Genomic DNA, 18637 nt, shown 5'->3' on the forward strand with positions numbered 1-18637 from the left:
ATTTTCAGTGGGTTTTATAATAAGCAATCACCCCGGATTAAACCGGGGCGGAGATATTATTGTTAAAATAATATAATATTAAAATGTAAATGAATCACACTTCCAGCCAGTTCATGATCCCATCCGCCGCTTTACGGCCTTCGGCAATCGCTGTGACCACCAGATCCGAACCGCGAACGATATCGCCACCGGCGAAGATTTTCGGGTTGCTGGTCTGGAAGGCGTTGTCGCTGCCTTCCGGCGCGATAATCCGCCCCTGAGGATCCAGTTCAACGCTGTGTTGCGCCAGCCATTCCATGCTGTGGGGTCGGAAACCAAACGCCATCACCACCGCATCAGCCGGAACAACGTGCTCGGAACCGGCAACGATCTCCGCGCGACGACGACCTTTTGCATCCGGTGCACCCATCTCAGTGCGCGCCATTTTCACGCCGCACACCTTACCGTTCGCGTTTATCTCAACGCCCAGCGGCTGGACGTTGAACTGGAACTCGACACCTTCTTCACGCGCGTTTTTCACTTCGCGTCTGGAGCCTGGCATGTTCTCTTCGTCACGACGATAGGCGCAGGTTACGTGTGTCGCACCCTGGCGAACCGAGGTACGCACACAGTCCATCGCGGTATCGCCACCGCCCAGCACCACGACGCGTTTGCCTTCCATGGTGACGTACGGCTCAGCCGTGGTTTCGCCAAAGCCCATCATCTGTTTGGTATTGGCGATGAGGAACGGCAGGGCGTCGAACACGCCATCGGCATCTTCGTTTTCCAGACCGCCGCGCATCGACTGATAGGTTCCAACGCCGAGGAAGACAGCATCGTACTCTTTCAGCAGCGCGTCGAGCTGTACGTCGCGACCCACTTCAACGTTGAGTTTGAACTCAATGCCCATCCCGGTGAAGATTTCACGGCGGCGGGTCATCACCTCTTTTTCCAGCTTGAAGGCAGGAATACCAAAGGTCAGCAGGCCGCCAATCTCCGGGTGACGATCATAAACCACCGCCTTCACACCGTTGCGGGTCAGCACATCGGCACACGCCAGCCCAGCAGGCCCTGCACCGATAATCGCCACGCGTTTGTCGGTCTGGCGTACGCCGGTCATATCCGGGCGCCAGCCCATTTCGAACGCTTTATCATTGATATAGCGTTCGATGTTGCCGATAGTCACCGCGCCAAACTCATCGTTCAGCGTACAGGAACCTTCGCACAGTCTGTCCTGCGGGCAGACGCGACCGCACACTTCTGGCAGGGTGTTGGTCTGGTGAGACAACTCCGCCGCTTCAAAAATGCGCCCTTCATTCGCCAGTTTCAGCCAGTTCGGGATGTAGTTATGAACCGGACATTTCCACTCGCAGTACGGGTTGCCGCAGGAGAGACAGCGATCCGCCTGTGCTTTTGCCTGACCTTCGGAAAACGGCTCGTAGATTTCTACAAACTCGATTTTACGGATCTTCAGCGGTTTTTTCGGCGGATCAACGCGCTGCAGGTCGATAAATTGATATACGTTCTGACTCATCTTAACCCCTTACTGCGCCTGCACACGCAGCTCAGCTGCGCTACGACTACGGTGACCCAACAGTGCTTTCACATCGCTGGACTTCGGTTTAACCAGCGCGAATTTCGCGGAGAAAGCAGGCCAGTTTGCCAGAATCTCTTCACCACGTTGAGAACCGGTGTGCTGCACATGCTCGGTGATCAAACCGCGCAGGTGTTCTTCGTGGATAGCCAGCGAGTCGACGCTCAGCACTTCCACCAGTTCCGGGTTCACGCGTTTGCGGAAGTCGCCGCTCTCGTCCAGCACGTAGGCGAATCCACCCGTCATGCCAGCGCCGAAGTTCACCCCGGTTTTACCGAGAATACATACAATACCGCCGGTCATGTATTCACAGCCATTGTCGCCAATGCCTTCCACGACCGTGATCGCGCCGGAATTGCGTACGCCGAAACGTTCACCCGCGCGCCCTGCGGCAAACAAACGTCCCCCGGTGGCGCCATACAGACAGGTGTTACCGATAATGCTCGCCTCATGGCTGCGGAAGGCCGAACCGACCGGAGGACGCACCGCCAGTAAGCCGCCCGCCATGCCTTTGCCAACATAGTCGTTGGCATCGCCGGTCAGGTACAACTCCACGCCGCCCGCGTTCCAGACGCCGAAGCTCTGACCTGCAGTACCGCTGAAGTGTGCCTTGATAGGGTCTGCCGCCAGTCCCTGATCGCCATGCGTCTGCGCTATATAGCCAGAGAGCGTCGCGCCGACGGAACGGTCAGTGTTACGAATATCAAACCAGAACGTTTTGCTCAGGCACTCGTCGACGAACGGTTTTGCCTGCTGTAGCAACTGCGCGTTCAGCACACCGTTGTCGAACGGTGGATTGTTTTCGGTGCAGAACACCGCTTTGCCTGGATGCGGCTCGGCGGTTTCCAGCAGGCGAGACAGCTCCAGTTTCTGCTGTTTGGCGGTAAACCCTTCCAGCTCTTTTAGCAGGTCGGTACGGCCAATCAGATCCACCAGGCGAGTAACGCCCAGGCTTGCCATCAGCTCGCGGGTTTCGCGGGCGATAAATTCAAAGTAGTTGGTCACTTTGAACGGCAGGCCGTGGTAGTGGTTCTTACGCAGTTTTTCGTCCTGGGTTGCCACGCCCGTTGCGCAGTTGTTCAGGTGGCAAATACGCAGGTATTTGCACCCCAGCGCTACCATCGGGCCAGTACCGAAGCCGAAGCTTTCCGCACCCAGGATTGCCGCTTTGATGATATCGACACCGGTTTTCAGACCGCCGTCGACCTGCAAACGGATCTTGTGGCGCAAACCGTTAGCGACCAGTGCCTGCTGGGTTTCCACCAGGCCCAGTTCCCACGGACAGCCCGCGTATTTCACTGACGAGAGCGGGCTCGCGCCGGTGCCGCCGTCGTATCCGGCGATGGTTATCAAATCGGCATAGGCTTTCGCCACGCCGGTGGCGATGGTGCCGACACCCGGTTCGGAAACCAGCTTCACGGAGATCATCGCCTTCGGGTTGACCTGCTTGAGGTCGAAAATCAACTGCGCTAAGTCCTCGATAGAGTAGATATCGTGGTGTGGCGGCGGGGAAATCAGCGTCACCCCCGGTACCGAGTAGCGCAGTTTGGCGATGTACGGGGTCACTTTATCCCCCGGCAACTGACCGCCTTCGCCCGGCTTCGCGCCCTGAGCGACTTTAATTTGAATCACATCGGCATTCACCAGATACGCCGGGGTCACGCCAAAGCGACCGGAAGCCACCTGCTTGATGCGCGACACTTTGTTGGTGCCATAGCGCGCCGGGTCTTCACCGCCTTCGCCGGAGTTAGAGTTTCCGCCGATGCTGTTCATCGCTTCCGCCAGCGCTTCATGCGCTTCCGGGCTCAGTGCGCCGATTGACATCGCTGCCGTATCGAAGCGTTTGAACAGTTCCGTGGCGGGCTCAACTTCATCAATGCTCACGGCTTTTTCGCCGGGCGTGATTGCCAGCAGATCGCGCAGCGTTGTCGCCGGGCGTTCGTTGACCAGTTTCGCGTACTCCTGATAGTCGCTGTACTCGCCGCTTTGAACGGCTTGTTGCAGGGTGCGCACGACATCCGGGTTATAGGCGTGATATTCGCCGCCGTGAACATATTTCAGCAGACCGCCCTGACCCAACGGTTTACGCGCCAGCCAGGCATGTTTAGAGAGATTCAGCAGGTCTTGCTGGAAGTCGGTAAAACCCGCGCCACTGATGCGGCTGACCACGCCCTGGAAGCATAAGCTGACCACATCATCGTGCAGCCCGACGGCTTCAAACAGTTTTGAGCAGCGGTAAGAGGCGATGGTCGAGATGCCCATTTTGGACATGATCTTGTAAAGACCTTTGTTGATGCCGTTACGGTAGTTCAGCATCACCGTACGATAGTCTTTCGCAATCGCGTGGGTATCGCTCAGGCGGCCCAGCGTTTCATACGCGAGGTAGGGATAGATTGCCGTCGCGCCAAAGCCCAGCAACACGGCAAAGTGGTGCGGATCGCGGGTGCTGGCGGTTTCGACAATGATGTTCGCGTCACAGCGCAGGCTCTGTTCTACCAGACGTGTCTGCACCGCACCAACCGCCATCGGCGCCGGAACCGGTAAACGGTTTTTGCTGATGTTACGGTCGGAGAGCACCAGCAACACGGTGCCGTTGCGAACCATTTGCTCCGCTTTGTCGCACAGCGCTTTCACCGTTTCTTCGAGCGAGGTTTCTGTTACGTCGAAGGTGATGTCAAGCCGGTCTGCGCGATAATGCTCCTCTTTCATGGTGGTGAGCTGTTTGAAATCGGAGTACAGCAAAATCGGCGATTTGAAGCTCAAGCGGTGCGCCTGGCCTTCCGCTTCGCAAAAGACGTTCATTTCGCGACCGATGCTGGTGGCCAGCGACATTACGTGCGCTTCACGCAGCGGATCGATCGGCGGGTTGGTGACCTGCGCGAACTGCTGGCGGAAGTAATCGTAAATGATACGCGGCTGGCTGGAGAGCACGGCAAACGGGGTGTCGTCACCCATTGATCCCACCGCTTCCTGACCGTTTTCGCCCAATACGCGGATCACAGAATCCAGCTCTTCGGCGCTGTAGTTAAACTGTTTCTGGTAGCTGGCGAGGGTGTCGTCATCCAGCTCGCGTTGACCCACCTGGTCATCAGCCAGTTCTTCAAACGGCACCAGACGGCGGACGTTTTTCTCCATCCACTCTTTATACGGGTGGCGGCTTTTCAGGTCGTCGTCAGTTTCCGCAGAGTGCAGGATGCGCCCGCTGCGGGTATCGATAACCATCAGTTCGCCCGGGCCGACGCGGCCTTTCTCGACCACTTCGTCAGGCTGGTAATCCCAGATCCCCACCTCAGAAGCACAGGTGATCAGCTTATCTTTGGTGATCACGTAGCGCGCCGGGCGCAGGCCATTACGGTCAAGGTTACAGGCCGCAAAGCGACCATCAGACATTACGATGCCTGCCGGGCCGTCCCACGGCTCCATGTGCATGGAGTTAAAGTCAAAGAAAGCGCGCAGATCCGGATCCATATCCGGGTTGTTCTGCCAGGCTGGCGGTACCAGCAAGCGCATGGCGCGGATGATGTCCATCCCGCCGGCCAGCAACAGTTCCAGCATGTTATCCAGTGAGCTGGAGTCGGAGCCGGTTTCGTTGACGAACGGGGCGGCAGACTGCAAATCCGGGATCAGCGGCGTCTGGAATTTATAGGTACGGGCGCGTGCCCACTGGCGGTTGCCGGTGATGGTATTGATTTCACCGTTGTGCGCCAGGTAGCGGAACGGCTGCGCCAGCGGCCAGCGCGGCACGGTGTTAGTGGAAAAGCGTTGGTGGAACAGGCAGATAGCTGATTCCAGACGCAGATCCGCGAGGTCCAGGTAAAAGCGCGGCAGATCCGCCGGCATACACAGACCTTTATAAATGTTCACCAGGTTCGAGAGGCTACAGACGTAGAACTCTTTATCGTCCTGCAAACGTTTTTCGATGCGGCGGCGGGCGATAAACAGGCGGCGTTCCATATCACGTGGACGCCAACCCGCCGGTGCGTTAACGAAAATTTGCTCAATACGTGGCAGAGAGGAGAGGGCGATTTCACCGAGAACGCCTTCGTTGGTCGGTACTTCGCGCCAGCCAACGATCGACAGGGTTTCCTGCTGGAGTTCTTCTTCGACAATACGACGGGATATGGCCGCCAGCTCAGGATCTTTATTCAGAAAGATCATGCCGACGGCGTAGTTTTTGGCTAAACGCCAGCCGCGCTCTTCGGCAACAATGCGAAAAAAGCGGTCGGGTTTTTGCAGCAGCAAACCGCAGCCATCGCCGGTTTTTCCGTCCGCAAGAATGGCGCCACGGTGCTGCATTCGGGCCAGCGCGTGTATAGCAGTACGCACTACCTTGTGGCTAGGTTCGCCTTCTATGTGGGCGATCAGGCCGAAACCACAGTTATCCCTCTCAAGAGATTTATCGTACAACATATCAGTGAACCTCCCCAGGCTCTGAGGGACGCCTCTCTGAACCGCTGCGCACGGGCACACCAAGAGCATGGCGACGGGGTTTGCGTGTCATACGCTTACCTCGCATTCGCCCTCTTTCATCCGTTTCGCGTAGGTCAAACAAGTTTGAGGACTTGCTGTCAGAGGGAATCTCAATTACTGCATAAATATGATGAGCACACGACTCATCCAGAAAGCTTCCAGCGGATTTCCAACTTATCGGGAATCCACACACAGGTCAAATGGCAATCTTATTTATGCAAAAATGTGCTATTGGTCGATTAATGTATTGAATGCATTGAAAATGATAGGCTTTTTACATTGATTTAACGCTCGGTAAACGGAGCGGAGAGTGTGATCTGTCTCACTGTCTGGAAGGGCTGTTGACCCCAGTCTACGCTTGATAAACCGTGAGATTCAGCATTTTATGCTGGTTTATGGATGGCAGGCGTTTCATGATACTGTTTTTGCGCTGAAGCTGTCAGAAGATGAAAAAAAGGGCTAAAGATAAGGAAAAGTAATCAACGCTACTTTGAATGAAATATCGTTTATTTTGATTGATTATGCAATTGATAAAAGGCCGCCGTGACGATTGATCCAGGTCATCGCCAACAAAGGCTAAAAATGGCAGGCTTTGGCCTCTTTTCAAGGCGCGGTCTCTCAGATTATGCAGTTACAGAAATTAGTCAATATGTTTGGTGGTGATCTTTCACGTCGTTATGGGCAAAAGGTTCATAAACTGACGCTACACGGCGGGTTTAGCTGCCCAAACCGTGATGGTACCATCGGACGTGGCGGATGCACTTTCTGTAATGTCGCCTCGTTTGCCGATGAAGCGCAGCAGCATCACTCCATTGCAGAGCAACTCGCGCATCAGGCGAATCTGGTGAATCGCGCCAAACGTTATCTGGCCTATTTCCAGGCGTATACCAGCACCTTTGCCGAAGTCCAGGTACTGCGCTCGATGTATCAACAGGCGGTAAGCCAGGCCAGCATTGTGGGACTGTGCGTGGGCACGCGCCCGGACTGCGTTCCCGATGCCGTGTTGGATCTGCTGTGCGAATACAAAGACCAGGGCTATGAAGTCTGGCTGGAACTGGGGCTGCAGACCGCGAACGATAAAACGCTACACCGCATCAATCGCGGCCATGATTTCGCCTGTTATCAACACACCACCCAACGTGCCCGTGAGCGCGGATTAAAAGTCTGCTCGCACCTGATTGTCGGCCTACCGGGAGAAGGGCAGAGCGAATGTCTGCAAACCCTGGAGCGTGTCGTGGAAACCGGCGTCGATGGCATTAAGTTGCACCCGCTGCACATTGTTAAAGGCAGCATTATGGCGAAAGCGTGGGAAGCGGGGCGCTTAAGCGGCATTGCACTGGAGGATTACACCGTTACTGCGGGCGAGATGATCCGCCACACGCCGCCGGAGGTGATTTTCCATCGCATCTCTGCCAGCGCCCGTCGGCCAACATTGCTGGCCCCGCTGTGGTGCGAAAACCGCTGGACCGGTATGGTAGAGCTGGATAAGTACCTGAATGAACACGGCGTGCAGGGCTCGGCGCTGGGGCGCGGTTGGGTGCTACCTGACACTGTGCGTTAAGATGTTGGAGGACGCAGCGCGTATCCGACATGGGCAGAAAAACACAAGCTGGATAAGGCGCTGGCGCCATCCGGCGTAAAAATGGTGTCGTTCACGTATTTTTCACACATTCTTCAACGCCTTGCTCAGAATTGAGTATTATTGTGCCAGGTTGTCGTGAAGGAACCCTCTATGAAGCAAATCCGTATGCTGGCGCAGTACTATGTCGACCTGATGATGAAATTGGGTTTGGTGCGCTTTTCGCTGTTGTTAGCGCTGGCTTTGGTCGTGCTGGCCATTGTGGTGCAGATGGCTGTCACCATGGTATTGCATGGCGAGGTCGAAAGTATCGATGTCATTCGCTCGATCTTTTTCGGCCTGCTAATCACCCCCTGGGCGGTCTATTTTCTGTCGGTGGTGGTGGAGCAACTGGAAGAGTCCAGGCAACGTTTGTCGCGTCTGGTCCAAAAACTGGAAGAGATGCGCGAACGCGATCTCAAGCTCAATGTGCAGTTGAAAGACAATATTTCCCAGCTTAATCAGGAGATCGCTGACCGCGAAAAAGCAGAAGCGGAACGGCACTCGACGTTTGAGCAGCTCAAGGTGGAAATTAAAGAGCGTGAAGAGACGCAAATCCAGCTTGAACAGCAATCCTCCTTCTTACGTTCCTTCCTCGACGCTTCGCCGGATTTGGTTTTTTATCGTAATGAAGATAAAGAGTTTTCTGGCTGTAACCGCGCGATGGAACTGCTGACCGGGAAGAGCGAAAAGCAACTGGTTAATTTAAGGCCTATTGATGTTTACTCGCCAGAAGCCGCGGAGAAGGTGATTGAAACGGACGAGAAAGTCTTTCGCCACAATGTTTCGCTGACCTATGAGCAATGGCTGGATTATCCCGACGGGCGCAAAGCCTGCTTTGAAATTCGCAAAGTCCCTTATTACGACCGCGTAGGTAAGCGCCACGGTCTTATGGGCTTTGGCCGCGATATTACCGAACGTAAACGCTATCAGGATGCGCTGGAGCGCGCCAGCCGCGACAAAACGACGTTTATTTCGACCATCAGCCATGAGCTACGCACCCCGCTTAACGGTATTGTCGGCTTAAGCCGCATTCTGCTCGACACTGACCTGACGAGCGAACAAGAAAAATACCTGAAAACTATCCATGTATCAGCGGTGACGCTGGGCAATATTTTCAACGATATTATTGATATGGATAAGATGGAGCGGCGTAAGGTTCAACTGGATAACCAGCCGGTCGATTTCACCAGCTTTATGGCGGATCTCGAGAATCTCTCTGGTCTGCAGGCCCAGCAAAAAGGGCTGCGTTTTGTCCTTGATCCGACCTTGCCATTACCGCATAAAGTGATCACTGACGGTACGCGACTGCGTCAGATCCTGTGGAATCTGATCAGTAATGCGGTGAAGTTCACCCAGCAAGGACAGGTCACGGTGCGGGCCCGCTTTGATGAAGGGGATATGCTGCACTTCGAAGTCGAAGATTCCGGGATCGGTATCCCGCAGGATGAGCAGGATAAAATCTTCGCTATGTATTATCAGGTGAAAGACAGCCACGGCGGTAAACCTGCGACGGGCACCGGGATCGGCCTTGCCGTCTCGCGGCGTCTGGCCAAAAACATGGGCGGTGATATTACGGTTTCCAGCCAGCCGGGCCACGGCTCTGTCTTTACGCTTACCGTGCACGCGCCCGCCGTTGCCGAAGAGGTAGAGGATGCGTTTGAGGAAAACGAATTACCGCTGCCGGCGCTTCATGTACTGCTGGTCGAAGACATTGAACTGAACGTGATTGTCGCGCGCTCGGTGCTGGAAAAACTGGGTAACAGCGTGGATGTGGCGATGACCGGAAAAGCCGCACTGGAAATGTTTACTCCGGGTGAATACGATTTGGTGCTGCTGGATATTCAATTGCCGGACATGACCGGACTGGATATCTCCAGAGAGCTCACCCAGCGCTTTGCGCGGGAAGAGCTACCGCCGCTGGTGGCATTGACCGCCAACGTGCTGAAAGACAAAAAAGAGTACCTGGATGCGGGAATGGACGATGTGCTGAGCAAGCCGTTGTCAGTTCCGGCGCTAATGGCCATGATTAAAAAATACTGGGATACCCGTGATAAAGAGGAGAGCACTGTGACACCTGAAGAAAGCAGTAAATCGCAAGCGCTGTTAGATATCCCGATGTTAGAGCAGTACATCGACCTGGTTGGGCCGAAGTTAATTACCGACGGTCTGGCGGTGTTTGAGAAGATGATGCCGGGTTATTTAAGCGTGCTGGAATCTAATTTAACGGCGCGTGACAAAAAAGGTGTTGTTGAAGAAGGCCACAAAATCAAAGGTGCGGCGGGTTCCGTTGGCCTGCGCCGCTTGCAACAGCTCGGTCAGCAAATTCAATCACCGGATCTCCCGGCCTGGGAAGATAACGTGGGTGAATGGATTGAAGAGATGAAGCAGGAGTGGCAGCACGACGTCGCTGTACTGAAAGCCTGGGTGGCAAACGCTGGAAAAAAATGACCCCGGCTTGACCGGGGTGCGCGAACACTGCGCCAACACCAGGGAAATCGTGGCTGCGCCGTAAGTTATAGTGATGATTTACAAGGGCGCAGCTCTGTTTTTCAGGCCGCACGCAGTTAAGATAGCAACATCTTAAATATTTTGTTACACGAAACAGCGAAATGTGTGAAGCGTAGCATTTTTATTACAATTATTAATGCGTTTCAGTCAGATGCGAAAAGGACGATGACGATGAAAAAAATTGGTGTAGTGCTCAGTGGCTGTGGTGTCTATGACGGTTCTGAAATTCATGAAGCCGTTTTGACGTTGCTGGCGATAGCCCGCAATGACGCTCAGGCCATCTGTTTTGCACCTGACAGGCAGCAAATGGATGTGATTAATCATCTGACTGGCGAAGCGATGGCAGAATCACGCAATGTTCTGATTGAAGCGGCGCGTATTACGCGGGGCGATATTCGCCCGCTGGCTCAGGCCGTTGCCAGCGACCTGGATGCGCTGATTGTCCCCGGTGGTTTTGGGGCAGCGAAAAACCTGAGTAATTTTGCCAGTCAGGGCAGTGAATGTCGGGTCGACAGCGATTTGGCGGCGCTGGCGGTGGCGATGCATCAGGCGGGTAAACCACTGGGATTTATGTGCATTGCGCCCGCGATGTTACCGAAAATTTTCGATTTTCCGCTGCGCGTAACCATCGGCACTGATATTGATACGGCTGAAGTGCTGGAAGATATGGGCGCAGAGCATGTGCCGTGCCCGGTCGACGATATCGTGGTGGATGAAGACAACAAAATTGTCACCACGCCCGCCTATATGCTGGCGCAGGATATTGCTCAGGCGGCACTCGGTATCGAAAAACTGGTATCGCGCGTACTGGCTTTAACCGAATGAGTAAAGGGCACGGTATACCGCTGGCTATCTTAAAGCGCTTTTTTCTGCGCGCGGTTATCGTGCTGGCGGTTTTTTGGGGCGGGGGGATTGCGCTCTTCAGCGTGGTGCCCGTGCCCTTCTCGGCGGTCATGGTGGAACGGCAAATTGGCGCATGGTTGCAGGGCAACTTTGGCTACGTGGCGCATTCCGACTGGGTTAGCATGGACGAAATTTCTCCGTGGATGGGGCTGGCGGTGATTGCCGCAGAAGATCAGAAGTTCCCCGATCACTGGGGATTTGATATGGCTTCCATTGAGAAAGCGCTGGCGCACAATGAGCGCAATGAGAACCGTATTCGTGGTGCTTCTACGTTATCCCAGCAGACCGCAAAAAACCTGTTCTTATGGGATGGTCGCAGTTGGGTGCGTAAAGGTCTGGAAGCCGGTTTAACATTAGGGATGGAAACGGTCTGGAGCAAGAAACGTATTCTGACGGTTTACCTGAATATCGCGGAATTTGGCGACGGCGTTTTTGGTGTGGAAGCCGCAGCGCTTCGTTACTTTCACAAGCCCGCCAGCCGATTAACGATGTCGGAGGCGGCGCTTCTGGCGGCGGTGCTACCGAATCCATTGCGGTTTAAAGCCAGTGCGCCATCAGGGTATGTGCGTAGCCGTCAGGCGTGGATCCTTCGCCAGATGCGCCAGCTAGGCGGAGAGTCATTTATGACCCGCCACCGTCTGTATCAATAAACGGGCGTTACGCTTCGCGGGATGACAGAGCCAGCGTGTTTCTGTCTTTCGACTGCGCGTCTTTCTTCAGCGCTACCGCGAGTGCAGGTTGGGCGATAAACCGCTCCCACAATCTTTCCTGTTTACGCTCACAGAACCATTTCGACCAGGTCGCCAGTGGGATAAACGTACTCTCTCCGATATTGTCGCAAATCACCGGGATAACCTCTGATTCGCTGATGCGATGACACAGAATATTCTGCGGCTTCAGGGTCATGGTGACAATGCGGTTGTCACGCAAATAGCGTTTGAGTTTTTTCAGGAGCTGACGCAAGACAACGGTGTCTTCTTCATAGCGGCACTGGGCAGCAAACTCCGTCAACGTGACGGACGGTTTGCCGTCAAAGTCGGCGATGACATCGTAGACGTAACCTGTACCACAATCGGTTTCCACCGTACCGTAATAGCGCGGAATACCGCTCCAGTCTTTCAGGTGGCGTGCCAGGTGCGCGTAGTATTTCAGCTCGCGTCGGGTTTCTTTATCGCCGCCATCTCCATTGTGGTAGACGACTTTAATACAACGCTGGGCATCATCCGGATGCGCATAACATTTACGATGTCTTCCGGTGCCCAGGGGGATCTGTTGGGATAAACGTATCATAAGATCTCTGGAAATGTTTTCTGACATAAATCCAGTATGACCTTCTAACTTAAATGAATCCTAAACGATCAGCCTTAAGGTTTTCTTAATATTGTTATAGGGCAAAAAAGCGCACTAAATGTACAAGTAATGTCTGAATGTAACAGTAAAGAGGGCAGCACGAAGGTGGTGAACATCGCAGGTTTGCCGAAGGGGGCGTACCGTATCAGTGTGTATACAGGCAGTTCAGCCCGGTAAGCTTATACATACCGGGCTGGACGGTGTTTTTCGGGAGAGATGACGCTATCGCAGAGGAACGACTGATTAGTCTTCGTCGAATCCTGAATTGAACAGCGCGATGACCGCCGCCAGTGCTTCGACTTCCTGGGGGCCGGTGGCTTCGATTTCGATTTGGCGTCCTTTCGCTGAGTCCAGCATCAGGAGTGCAATCACACTGTTTGCTTCAGCTTCAGTCCCTTCATCATTGCGTAACAATACTTCAGCTTCAAAACCCTGCATTAATTCAAAGAGTTTCATTGCTGGCCGGGCATGCATACCCAGCTTATTCGTGACTTCAACAGTCTGCTTCACGGTCATGTTTTGCGTTTTTCCAGCGTACGATGGCGTGACTGCACGTTCTTGCCGCGAGAACGGAAGTAGTCTGCCAGCTGCTCTGCAATATACACCGAACGGTGTTTCCCGCCAGTACAACCAATGGCTACGGTCAGGTAGCTGCGGTTGTTTGTCTCCAGCATCGGTAACCATAGCTCAAGATAGCTGCGAGTCTGATAAATAAAATTGTGTACTTCTGTGTGGCGGTCGAGAAACGCGGCGACCGGCTTATCCAGGCCCGTCATTGGACGCAGTTTCGGGTCCCAGTGCGGGTTAGGCAGGAAGCGCACGTCAAACACATAATCCGCATCAATCGGAATACCGTGCTTGAAGCCGAAAGACTCGAAGACCATCGTCAGTTCGCGTTCACGTTTACCCAGCAGGCGAGTTCGTAACATCTCTGCCAGTTCATGCACCGACATTTCGGATGTATCAACGATCAGATCTGCACGGGAACGCAAGGGTTCCAGCAAATCACTCTCTTCATCAATGGCGCTTTCCAGCGACAGATTCTTGCTGGACAGCGGGTGCAGGCGGCGCGTGTCGCTGTAACGGCGAATGAGTGTGTTGCGATCGGCATCGAGAAACAACAACTGAGGGGAGAAGGCGTCCGGCAGGTTGTTCATTGCCTGCTCGAAAATCTCCGGCGATTCCGGCATGTTGCGCACATCGATGCTGACGGCCGCAGAAATCTGGCGATCGGCCAGTGTTCGGGCCAGATCGGGCAACAGCACTACGGGAAGGTTATCCACGCAGTAAAAACCCATATCTTCCAGCGCACGCAGGGCGACAGACTTACCTGACCCTGAACGACCGCTGACGATCATCAGTACCATGTACCGTTTCTCCTCACAACGACAAAAAGAGATGCCATTGGGTTGTTATGCTTCATCCTGTTCACCTTCGGTGTCAGTGATGATTTTATAGAGTTCTTCGTCACTCTGGGCTGAGCGCAGGCGGCGGCAGATGGTTTTATCCGCCAGACGTTTCGCCACCAAAGACAGCGTATGCAAGTGCGTTTTGGTTTGGTCGGCGGGAACGAGCAGGGCGAAAAGCAGGTCGACAGGCTGATTATCTATAGCGTCGAAAGCAATAGGCGTTTCGAGTTGTACGAACACGCCGACAGCGCGTAACGTATCTTCTTCCAGCTTCCCGTGTGGAATTGCAATGCCATTGCCAATCCCGGTACTGCCCATTTTTTCACGCGTCAGAATGGCTTCAAAAACCACCTGAGAGGGCAGGCTGAGCTGTTTTGCCGCCAGTTCGCTGATGATTTCCAGCGCGCGTTTTTTGCTTTGGCAGTGGACACCACTGCGCGTACATTCCTGGTTAAGTACACTGCTCAGTTGTAGAGTCGAATCGTTATTTATCATAATTTCACCTAAGAACCTGCCCCATCCAACTGACGGGTCAGATTCGGAGCGCTAACTGTACAAATGGCCTGTTGTGCTTCACAACAGGCCGTCCTGCACCCGTTAACTGCCCGGACAATTAGTGTTGTTTCAGTTTATCTTTATGTTTCGTTAATTGCCGGGCCAGTTTATCAATCAATCCGTCAATAGCGGCATACATATCCTGACCTTCGGCACTGGCATGAATCTCGCCGCCGTTCACATGCAGTGTCGCATCCGAGGTGTGGGTCACTTTCTCCACTTTCAACACAATGTAGACCTGATTAATCCGGTCAAAATACTGTTCAAGCTTAGCGAACTTGCCTGAAATAAACTCGCGCAAAGCTTCAGTAATTTCGACGTTATTTCCAGTGATATTGAGCTGCATAGTGTCTTCCTTATCGGTTGGGTCATACCAGCTGTTTGCGCTGGTTAGACGGCGGAATGGATAAAGACTCTCGGTACTTCGCAACGGTACGGCGCGCCACCATGATACCTTGTTCTGACAGCATAGAGGTTAACTTGCTGTCGCTCAGTGGTTTCGCGGGGTTTTCCGCAGCAATTAACTTCTTCACCAGCGCCCGTATTGCCGTGGACGAGGCTTCACCGCCGCCTTCGGTATTGACGTGGCTGGAAAAGAAATATTTCAGTTCAAAAATTCCGCGCGGACTGTGCAGATACTTTTGTGTGGTCACACGGGAAATTGTCGACTCATGCATTTCGACGGCCTGGGCGATATCCGCCAGCACCATCGGTTTCATAAACTCTTCGCCCTGCTCAAAAAAGGCTTGCTGCTGCTCAACGATACAGCGACTGACGCGCAGCAACGTATCGTTACGGCTTTCCAGACTTTTGATCAGCCACTTCGCATCCTGAAGATTGCTACGGATAAACTGGCTGTCCGCATCGTTACGCGCGCCATTGCACATGGCGGCATAGTGCTGATTGATCTGCAAACGCGGAATGCTGTCGCTGTTCAGTTCTACCGTCCAGCGATCGTTATGTTTACGAACCAGCACATCAGGGATCACGTATTCCGGCTCGCCAGTCTGGATCGACTGCCCGGGTCTGGGATCGAGCGACTGAATAAGATTGACCGCTTCTTTAAGCACCTCTTCCTTCAGGCGGGTGACGCGCATCAATGAGCGAAAATCGTGATTGGCCAGCAGATCAAGGTGATCGCTGATGATCAGGCGAGCCTCTTGCAGCCAGGGGGTAGCGGTGTCGAATTGCGAGAGTTGGATCAGCAAACAGTCGCGAAGATCTTTTGCCGCCACGCCGACAGGATCGAAACGCTGAATGCGTTTAAGTACCGCTTCGACTTCATCAAGGTCTACCTCTTCGTCACCCATGCTCTCGAGGATCTCATCCAGCGAGACGGTGAGATAGCCGGTTTCATCTACTGCATCGACGATCGACGTGGCGATTGCCCGGTCGGTGTCCGAGAACGGCGTAAGCTCCACCTGCCACATCAGGTAATCCTGGAGCGACTGCGTAGTCTCACCCTGATAGACCGGAAGCTCGTCGTCGATATAGTCGCCACTGGGGCCGGACGGCGTTCCTGCGGTGTAGATTTCATCCCAACTGGCATCAAGCGGCAGCTCTTCCGGCATCTCTTTTTGTTCGAGTGCGTCTGCGGTGTCCAGGGTTTCGCTGTCCTGAGTTTCCTGGGTGTCGATTTCTTCGTGAAGATCGGTTTGCTCGAGCAGTGGATTACTATCCAGCGCTTGCTGAAGTTCTTGCTGAAGTTCCAGCGTGGACAACTGCAACAGACGGATAGCCTGTTGTAGTTGAGGCGTCATTGCCAGTTGTTGGCTGAGCCTGAGTTGCAAACCTTGCTTCATGTTCAGAATGATTTTCTCCCGCTATGACGTCGCAATCTTCTACCCTATCAGAGTCTGAAGTCTTCCCCAAGGTATACACGTTTAACGTGGTCGTCTTGCAGGATTTCAGTCGGTGTACCGTGTGCGATGAGGTGTCCCTGACTCACGATATACGCGCGTTCGCAGACCGCCAGCGTTTCACGGACGTTATGGTCAGTTATCAATACGCCGAGTCCGCTGTCGCGCAGATGCTCAATGATGCGTTTAATATCGATAACGGAAATGGGGTCAACACCCGCAAAAGGTTCATCCAGCAGGATAAATTTAGGGTTTGCCGCCAGCGCACGGGCGATTTCCACACGACGGCGTTCACCCCCGGAGAGCGACTGCCCCAGGTTGTCACGCAGGTGCTCGATGTGAAATTCTTCCATCAGCTCATTGGCTCTGTCTTCGCGTTGTTCGCTCGACAGATCGTCACGGATTTGCAACACCGCCATCAGGTTATCAAATACGCTCAGGCGACGGAAAATAGAGGCTTCCTGCGGCAAATAGCCAATACCGCGGCGTGCACGCGCATGAAGCGGCAGCAGGCTGATATCTTCGTCATCAATAATGATGTTGCCTGCATCGCGCGCCACGATGCCCACAACCATATAAAAGGTCGTGGTTTTGCCCGCGCCGTTTGGGCCAAGAAGACCCACGATCTCCCCGGAGTTGACGGTCAGACTGACATCTTCCACCACCCGGCGGCCCTTATAGGCCTTTGCAAGATTCTTTGCAGTTAATGTTGCCATAACGAATTAGTTACCCTTCTTCTGTGCCGGGGCCTGGCCTTTGTTTTTGTCTTGCAGCTGCGACGGAACCAGAACCGTGGTCACACGTTTGCCTTTTTCACTAAAGGCCTGCATTTTTTGCTCTTTCACCAGATAGGTGATCTTGTCGCCGGTAATGTTGCTGTCGAGCTGCTCCAGGTAGGCGTTTCCGGTAAGAATGACGAAATCTTTTGCCAGCTCATAATGCATTTTCGAGGCGTGGCCTTTTACCGGCTTACCGTTGTCCTGCATCTGATAGAAGGTGGCAGGGTTGCCGAAGCCATCAATCACTTCTTTGCCTTCTTCGCCGCCTGGACGGGTAACGACCACTTTATCGGCATTAATTTTGATGGTGCCCTGGGTGACAATAACGTTACCGGTGAAGGTAACGACATTGCCCTGCATATCCAGGGACTGCTGGTCCGATTCAATATGAATCGGCTGCTCGGTATCGCCCGTGACGGCGAACGCCGGAATGCTGGCGGCCAGAAGTGAGCTGGCAAGCACAAGATTAAGGCTGAGTTTGTTTGTTTTGAATTTCATAGGAGGTTCTAACCTTTTCAATCAGCTCGGCGTTCTTGCTGCGTAAGTTGCCGCGCATTTTCAGTCCGCTGGAGTTAAATGTTGTTCCGTATAACGTCACGAGATCGTCAGAGGTAACATCCTGCGTTACCAGATTGATTTTCGCGTTATCGGTCGTAATTCTGCGTAGTTGAGAGTCAGGCACCAACGCGTTGACTTCAACATGGCCGTAGAGGTACAGCATCCGGTCATCGGTCAATTTAGCTTTGTCGGCCTTAATCGACCATGTCGGGACTTTATCCTTATCAAAGGTGGTTAACACCGGGCGGGTAAACCACGAAACCGCCTGATCTGAATAGTATTCAACATGTTGAGCTATGAGGCGATAGTTCAGCGCCCCCTCGGGACTGTATACGACGGTATCCGTATGCTCACTTTTGTAAGTTGGGTCGCTGTTATTCACGACAACCTGGGGCGCATCGTCTTTATCGGCCAGATTGATACCGATAAGCACCAGAATGGCCAACGACAGCACAATGATAACCCAACGTCTGGTTTTACTCATATCGATTGCCCTTTGGCCTCATCCAGTTTGCCTTGTGCCAATAATAATAAATCGCAAACTTCCCGAACGGCGCCGCGACCTCCGTCAATACGCGTCACGTAGTCGGCGCGTGGAATCAACAATGGGTGAGCGTCCGCCACGGCAACGCTCAATCCCACTTTTTCCATCACTGGCCAGTCGATCAGATCATCACCGACGTAGGCGACGTTTTCAGGCGCCACGCCCAGTTTATTCAACAGGTCGGCAAAGGCGACCAGCTTGTCTGACTGACCCTGATAAAGATGTGTGATCCCAAGTGTGGCACAGCGATCTTCTACAAGTTTAGCTTTTCGTCCGGTAATAATGGCAACCTCAATCCCGGAAGTGAGTGCGCAACGAATACCGTAGCCATCACGGACGTTGAAGGCCTTCAGCTCTTCACCGTTATTGCCCATATAAATCAGACCGTCAGACAGTACGCCATCAACATCGAGGATGAGAAGACGGATGTTTTCCGCCCTGGCGATGACCTGAGTGCTGACGGGTCCATAACAGGTCGCAAGCGACGCACCTGCTGTACTCATTTTTA

16 protein-coding genes are annotated in these 18637 nt (G+C 53.6%); 4 read left to right on the plus strand and 12 right to left on the minus strand.

All coding sequences use genetic code 11. From position 1 onward, the window contains the following. Positions 1-94: 94 nt before the first annotated feature. Both ACO7SM_RS02295 and gltB read right to left on the minus strand, forming a co-directional pair. The gene (locus tag ACO7SM_RS02295) at positions 95-1513 is read right to left on the minus strand and encodes a glutamate synthase small subunit (protein ID WP_490469522.1); all 1419 of its coding nucleotides are present in this window, start codon (positions 1511-1513) and stop codon (positions 95-97) included. Between the two features lie 9 nt (positions 1514-1522). After that, on the minus strand, positions 1523-5983 hold the full coding sequence (gltB, locus tag ACO7SM_RS02300; RefSeq protein WP_490469523.1) for a glutamate synthase large subunit: 4461 nt from the start codon (positions 5981-5983) through the stop codon (positions 1523-1525). A gap of 685 nt (positions 5984-6668) precedes the next feature. Here gltB and mnmL point away from each other — a divergent pair. The 4 genes from mnmL (at position 6669) to mtgA (ending at position 11725) form a co-directional block, all read left to right on the plus strand. Continuing rightward, complete coding sequence (gene mnmL / locus ACO7SM_RS02305) at positions 6669-7604, plus strand: tRNA modification radical SAM protein MnmL/YtqA (protein WP_490469524.1); 936 nt, start codon at positions 6669-6671, stop codon at positions 7602-7604. 171 nt (positions 7605-7775) lie between these two features. Then, positions 7776-10112 (plus strand): aerobic respiration two-component sensor histidine kinase ArcB, encoded by a 2337-nt coding sequence (gene arcB, locus ACO7SM_RS02310; protein ID WP_490469525.1) that lies wholly within the window; start codon positions 7776-7778, stop codon positions 10110-10112. Between the two features lie 231 nt (positions 10113-10343). Then, positions 10344-10997 (plus strand): isoprenoid biosynthesis glyoxalase ElbB, encoded by a 654-nt coding sequence (gene elbB, locus ACO7SM_RS02315; protein WP_490469526.1) that lies wholly within the window; start codon positions 10344-10346, stop codon positions 10995-10997. Further along, entirely contained in the window at positions 10994-11725 is a 732-nt protein-coding gene (gene mtgA, locus ACO7SM_RS02320; RefSeq protein ID WP_490469527.1) for a monofunctional biosynthetic peptidoglycan transglycosylase, read from the plus strand. Before elbB ends, mtgA begins: the two co-directional genes overlap by 4 nt. Positions 11726-11732: 7 nt before the next feature. Here mtgA and yrbL read toward each other — a convergent pair whose 3' ends face one another. From yrbL to kdsC, 10 genes are all read right to left on the minus strand, one after another. Further along, positions 11733-12365: a PhoP regulatory network protein YrbL gene (gene yrbL / locus ACO7SM_RS02325; protein WP_490469528.1), complete on the minus strand. Its 633-nt coding sequence runs from the start codon at positions 12363-12365 to the stop codon at positions 11733-11735. Positions 12366-12668: 303 nt separating this feature from the next. After that, positions 12669-12941, minus strand: a complete 273-nt coding sequence (gene npr / locus ACO7SM_RS02330; protein WP_012135339.1) for a PTS phosphocarrier protein NPr — start codon at positions 12939-12941, stop codon at positions 12669-12671. Continuing rightward, the gene (rapZ, locus tag ACO7SM_RS02335) at positions 12938-13792 is read right to left on the minus strand and encodes an RNase adapter RapZ (RefSeq protein ID WP_162379338.1); all 855 of its coding nucleotides are present in this window, start codon (positions 13790-13792) and stop codon (positions 12938-12940) included. Before rapZ ends, npr begins: the two co-directional genes overlap by 4 nt. Before the next feature lie 45 nt (positions 13793-13837). After that, positions 13838-14329: a PTS IIA-like nitrogen regulatory protein PtsN gene (gene ptsN / locus ACO7SM_RS02340; RefSeq protein WP_162379339.1), complete on the minus strand. Its 492-nt coding sequence runs from the start codon at positions 14327-14329 to the stop codon at positions 13838-13840. Between the two features lie 118 nt (positions 14330-14447). After that, positions 14448-14735, minus strand: coding sequence for a ribosome hibernation promoting factor (hpf, locus tag ACO7SM_RS02345; protein ID WP_192613636.1), 288 nt, complete (start codon positions 14733-14735; stop codon positions 14448-14450). Positions 14736-14757: 22 nt separating this feature from the next. Next, complete coding sequence (gene rpoN, locus ACO7SM_RS02350; protein WP_490469529.1) at positions 14758-16191, minus strand: RNA polymerase factor sigma-54; 1434 nt, start codon at positions 16189-16191, stop codon at positions 14758-14760. A gap of 47 nt (positions 16192-16238) precedes the next feature. Then, positions 16239-16964, minus strand: a complete 726-nt coding sequence (lptB, locus tag ACO7SM_RS02355) for an LPS export ABC transporter ATP-binding protein (RefSeq protein ID WP_490469530.1) — start codon at positions 16962-16964, stop codon at positions 16239-16241. Positions 16965-16970: 6 nt separating this feature from the next. Then, positions 16971-17525 carry a lipopolysaccharide ABC transporter substrate-binding protein LptA gene (gene lptA / locus ACO7SM_RS02360; protein ID WP_490469531.1) on the minus strand — a complete coding sequence of 185 codons (555 nt, stop codon included), beginning with the start codon at positions 17523-17525 and terminating at the stop codon, positions 16971-16973. Beyond that, positions 17494-18069, minus strand: coding sequence for an LPS export ABC transporter periplasmic protein LptC (gene lptC / locus ACO7SM_RS02365; protein WP_490469532.1), 576 nt, complete (start codon positions 18067-18069; stop codon positions 17494-17496). The genes lptA and lptC overlap by 32 nt, the downstream gene beginning before the upstream one ends. Continuing rightward, positions 18066-18632 (minus strand): 3-deoxy-manno-octulosonate-8-phosphatase KdsC, encoded by a 567-nt coding sequence (gene kdsC, locus ACO7SM_RS02370; protein ID WP_192613631.1) that lies wholly within the window; start codon positions 18630-18632, stop codon positions 18066-18068. Before kdsC ends, lptC begins: the two co-directional genes overlap by 4 nt. Positions 18633-18637 lie beyond the last annotated feature (5 nt).

It is taken from the genome of Citrobacter sp. LJND-P06 (genome assembly GCF_058188415.1).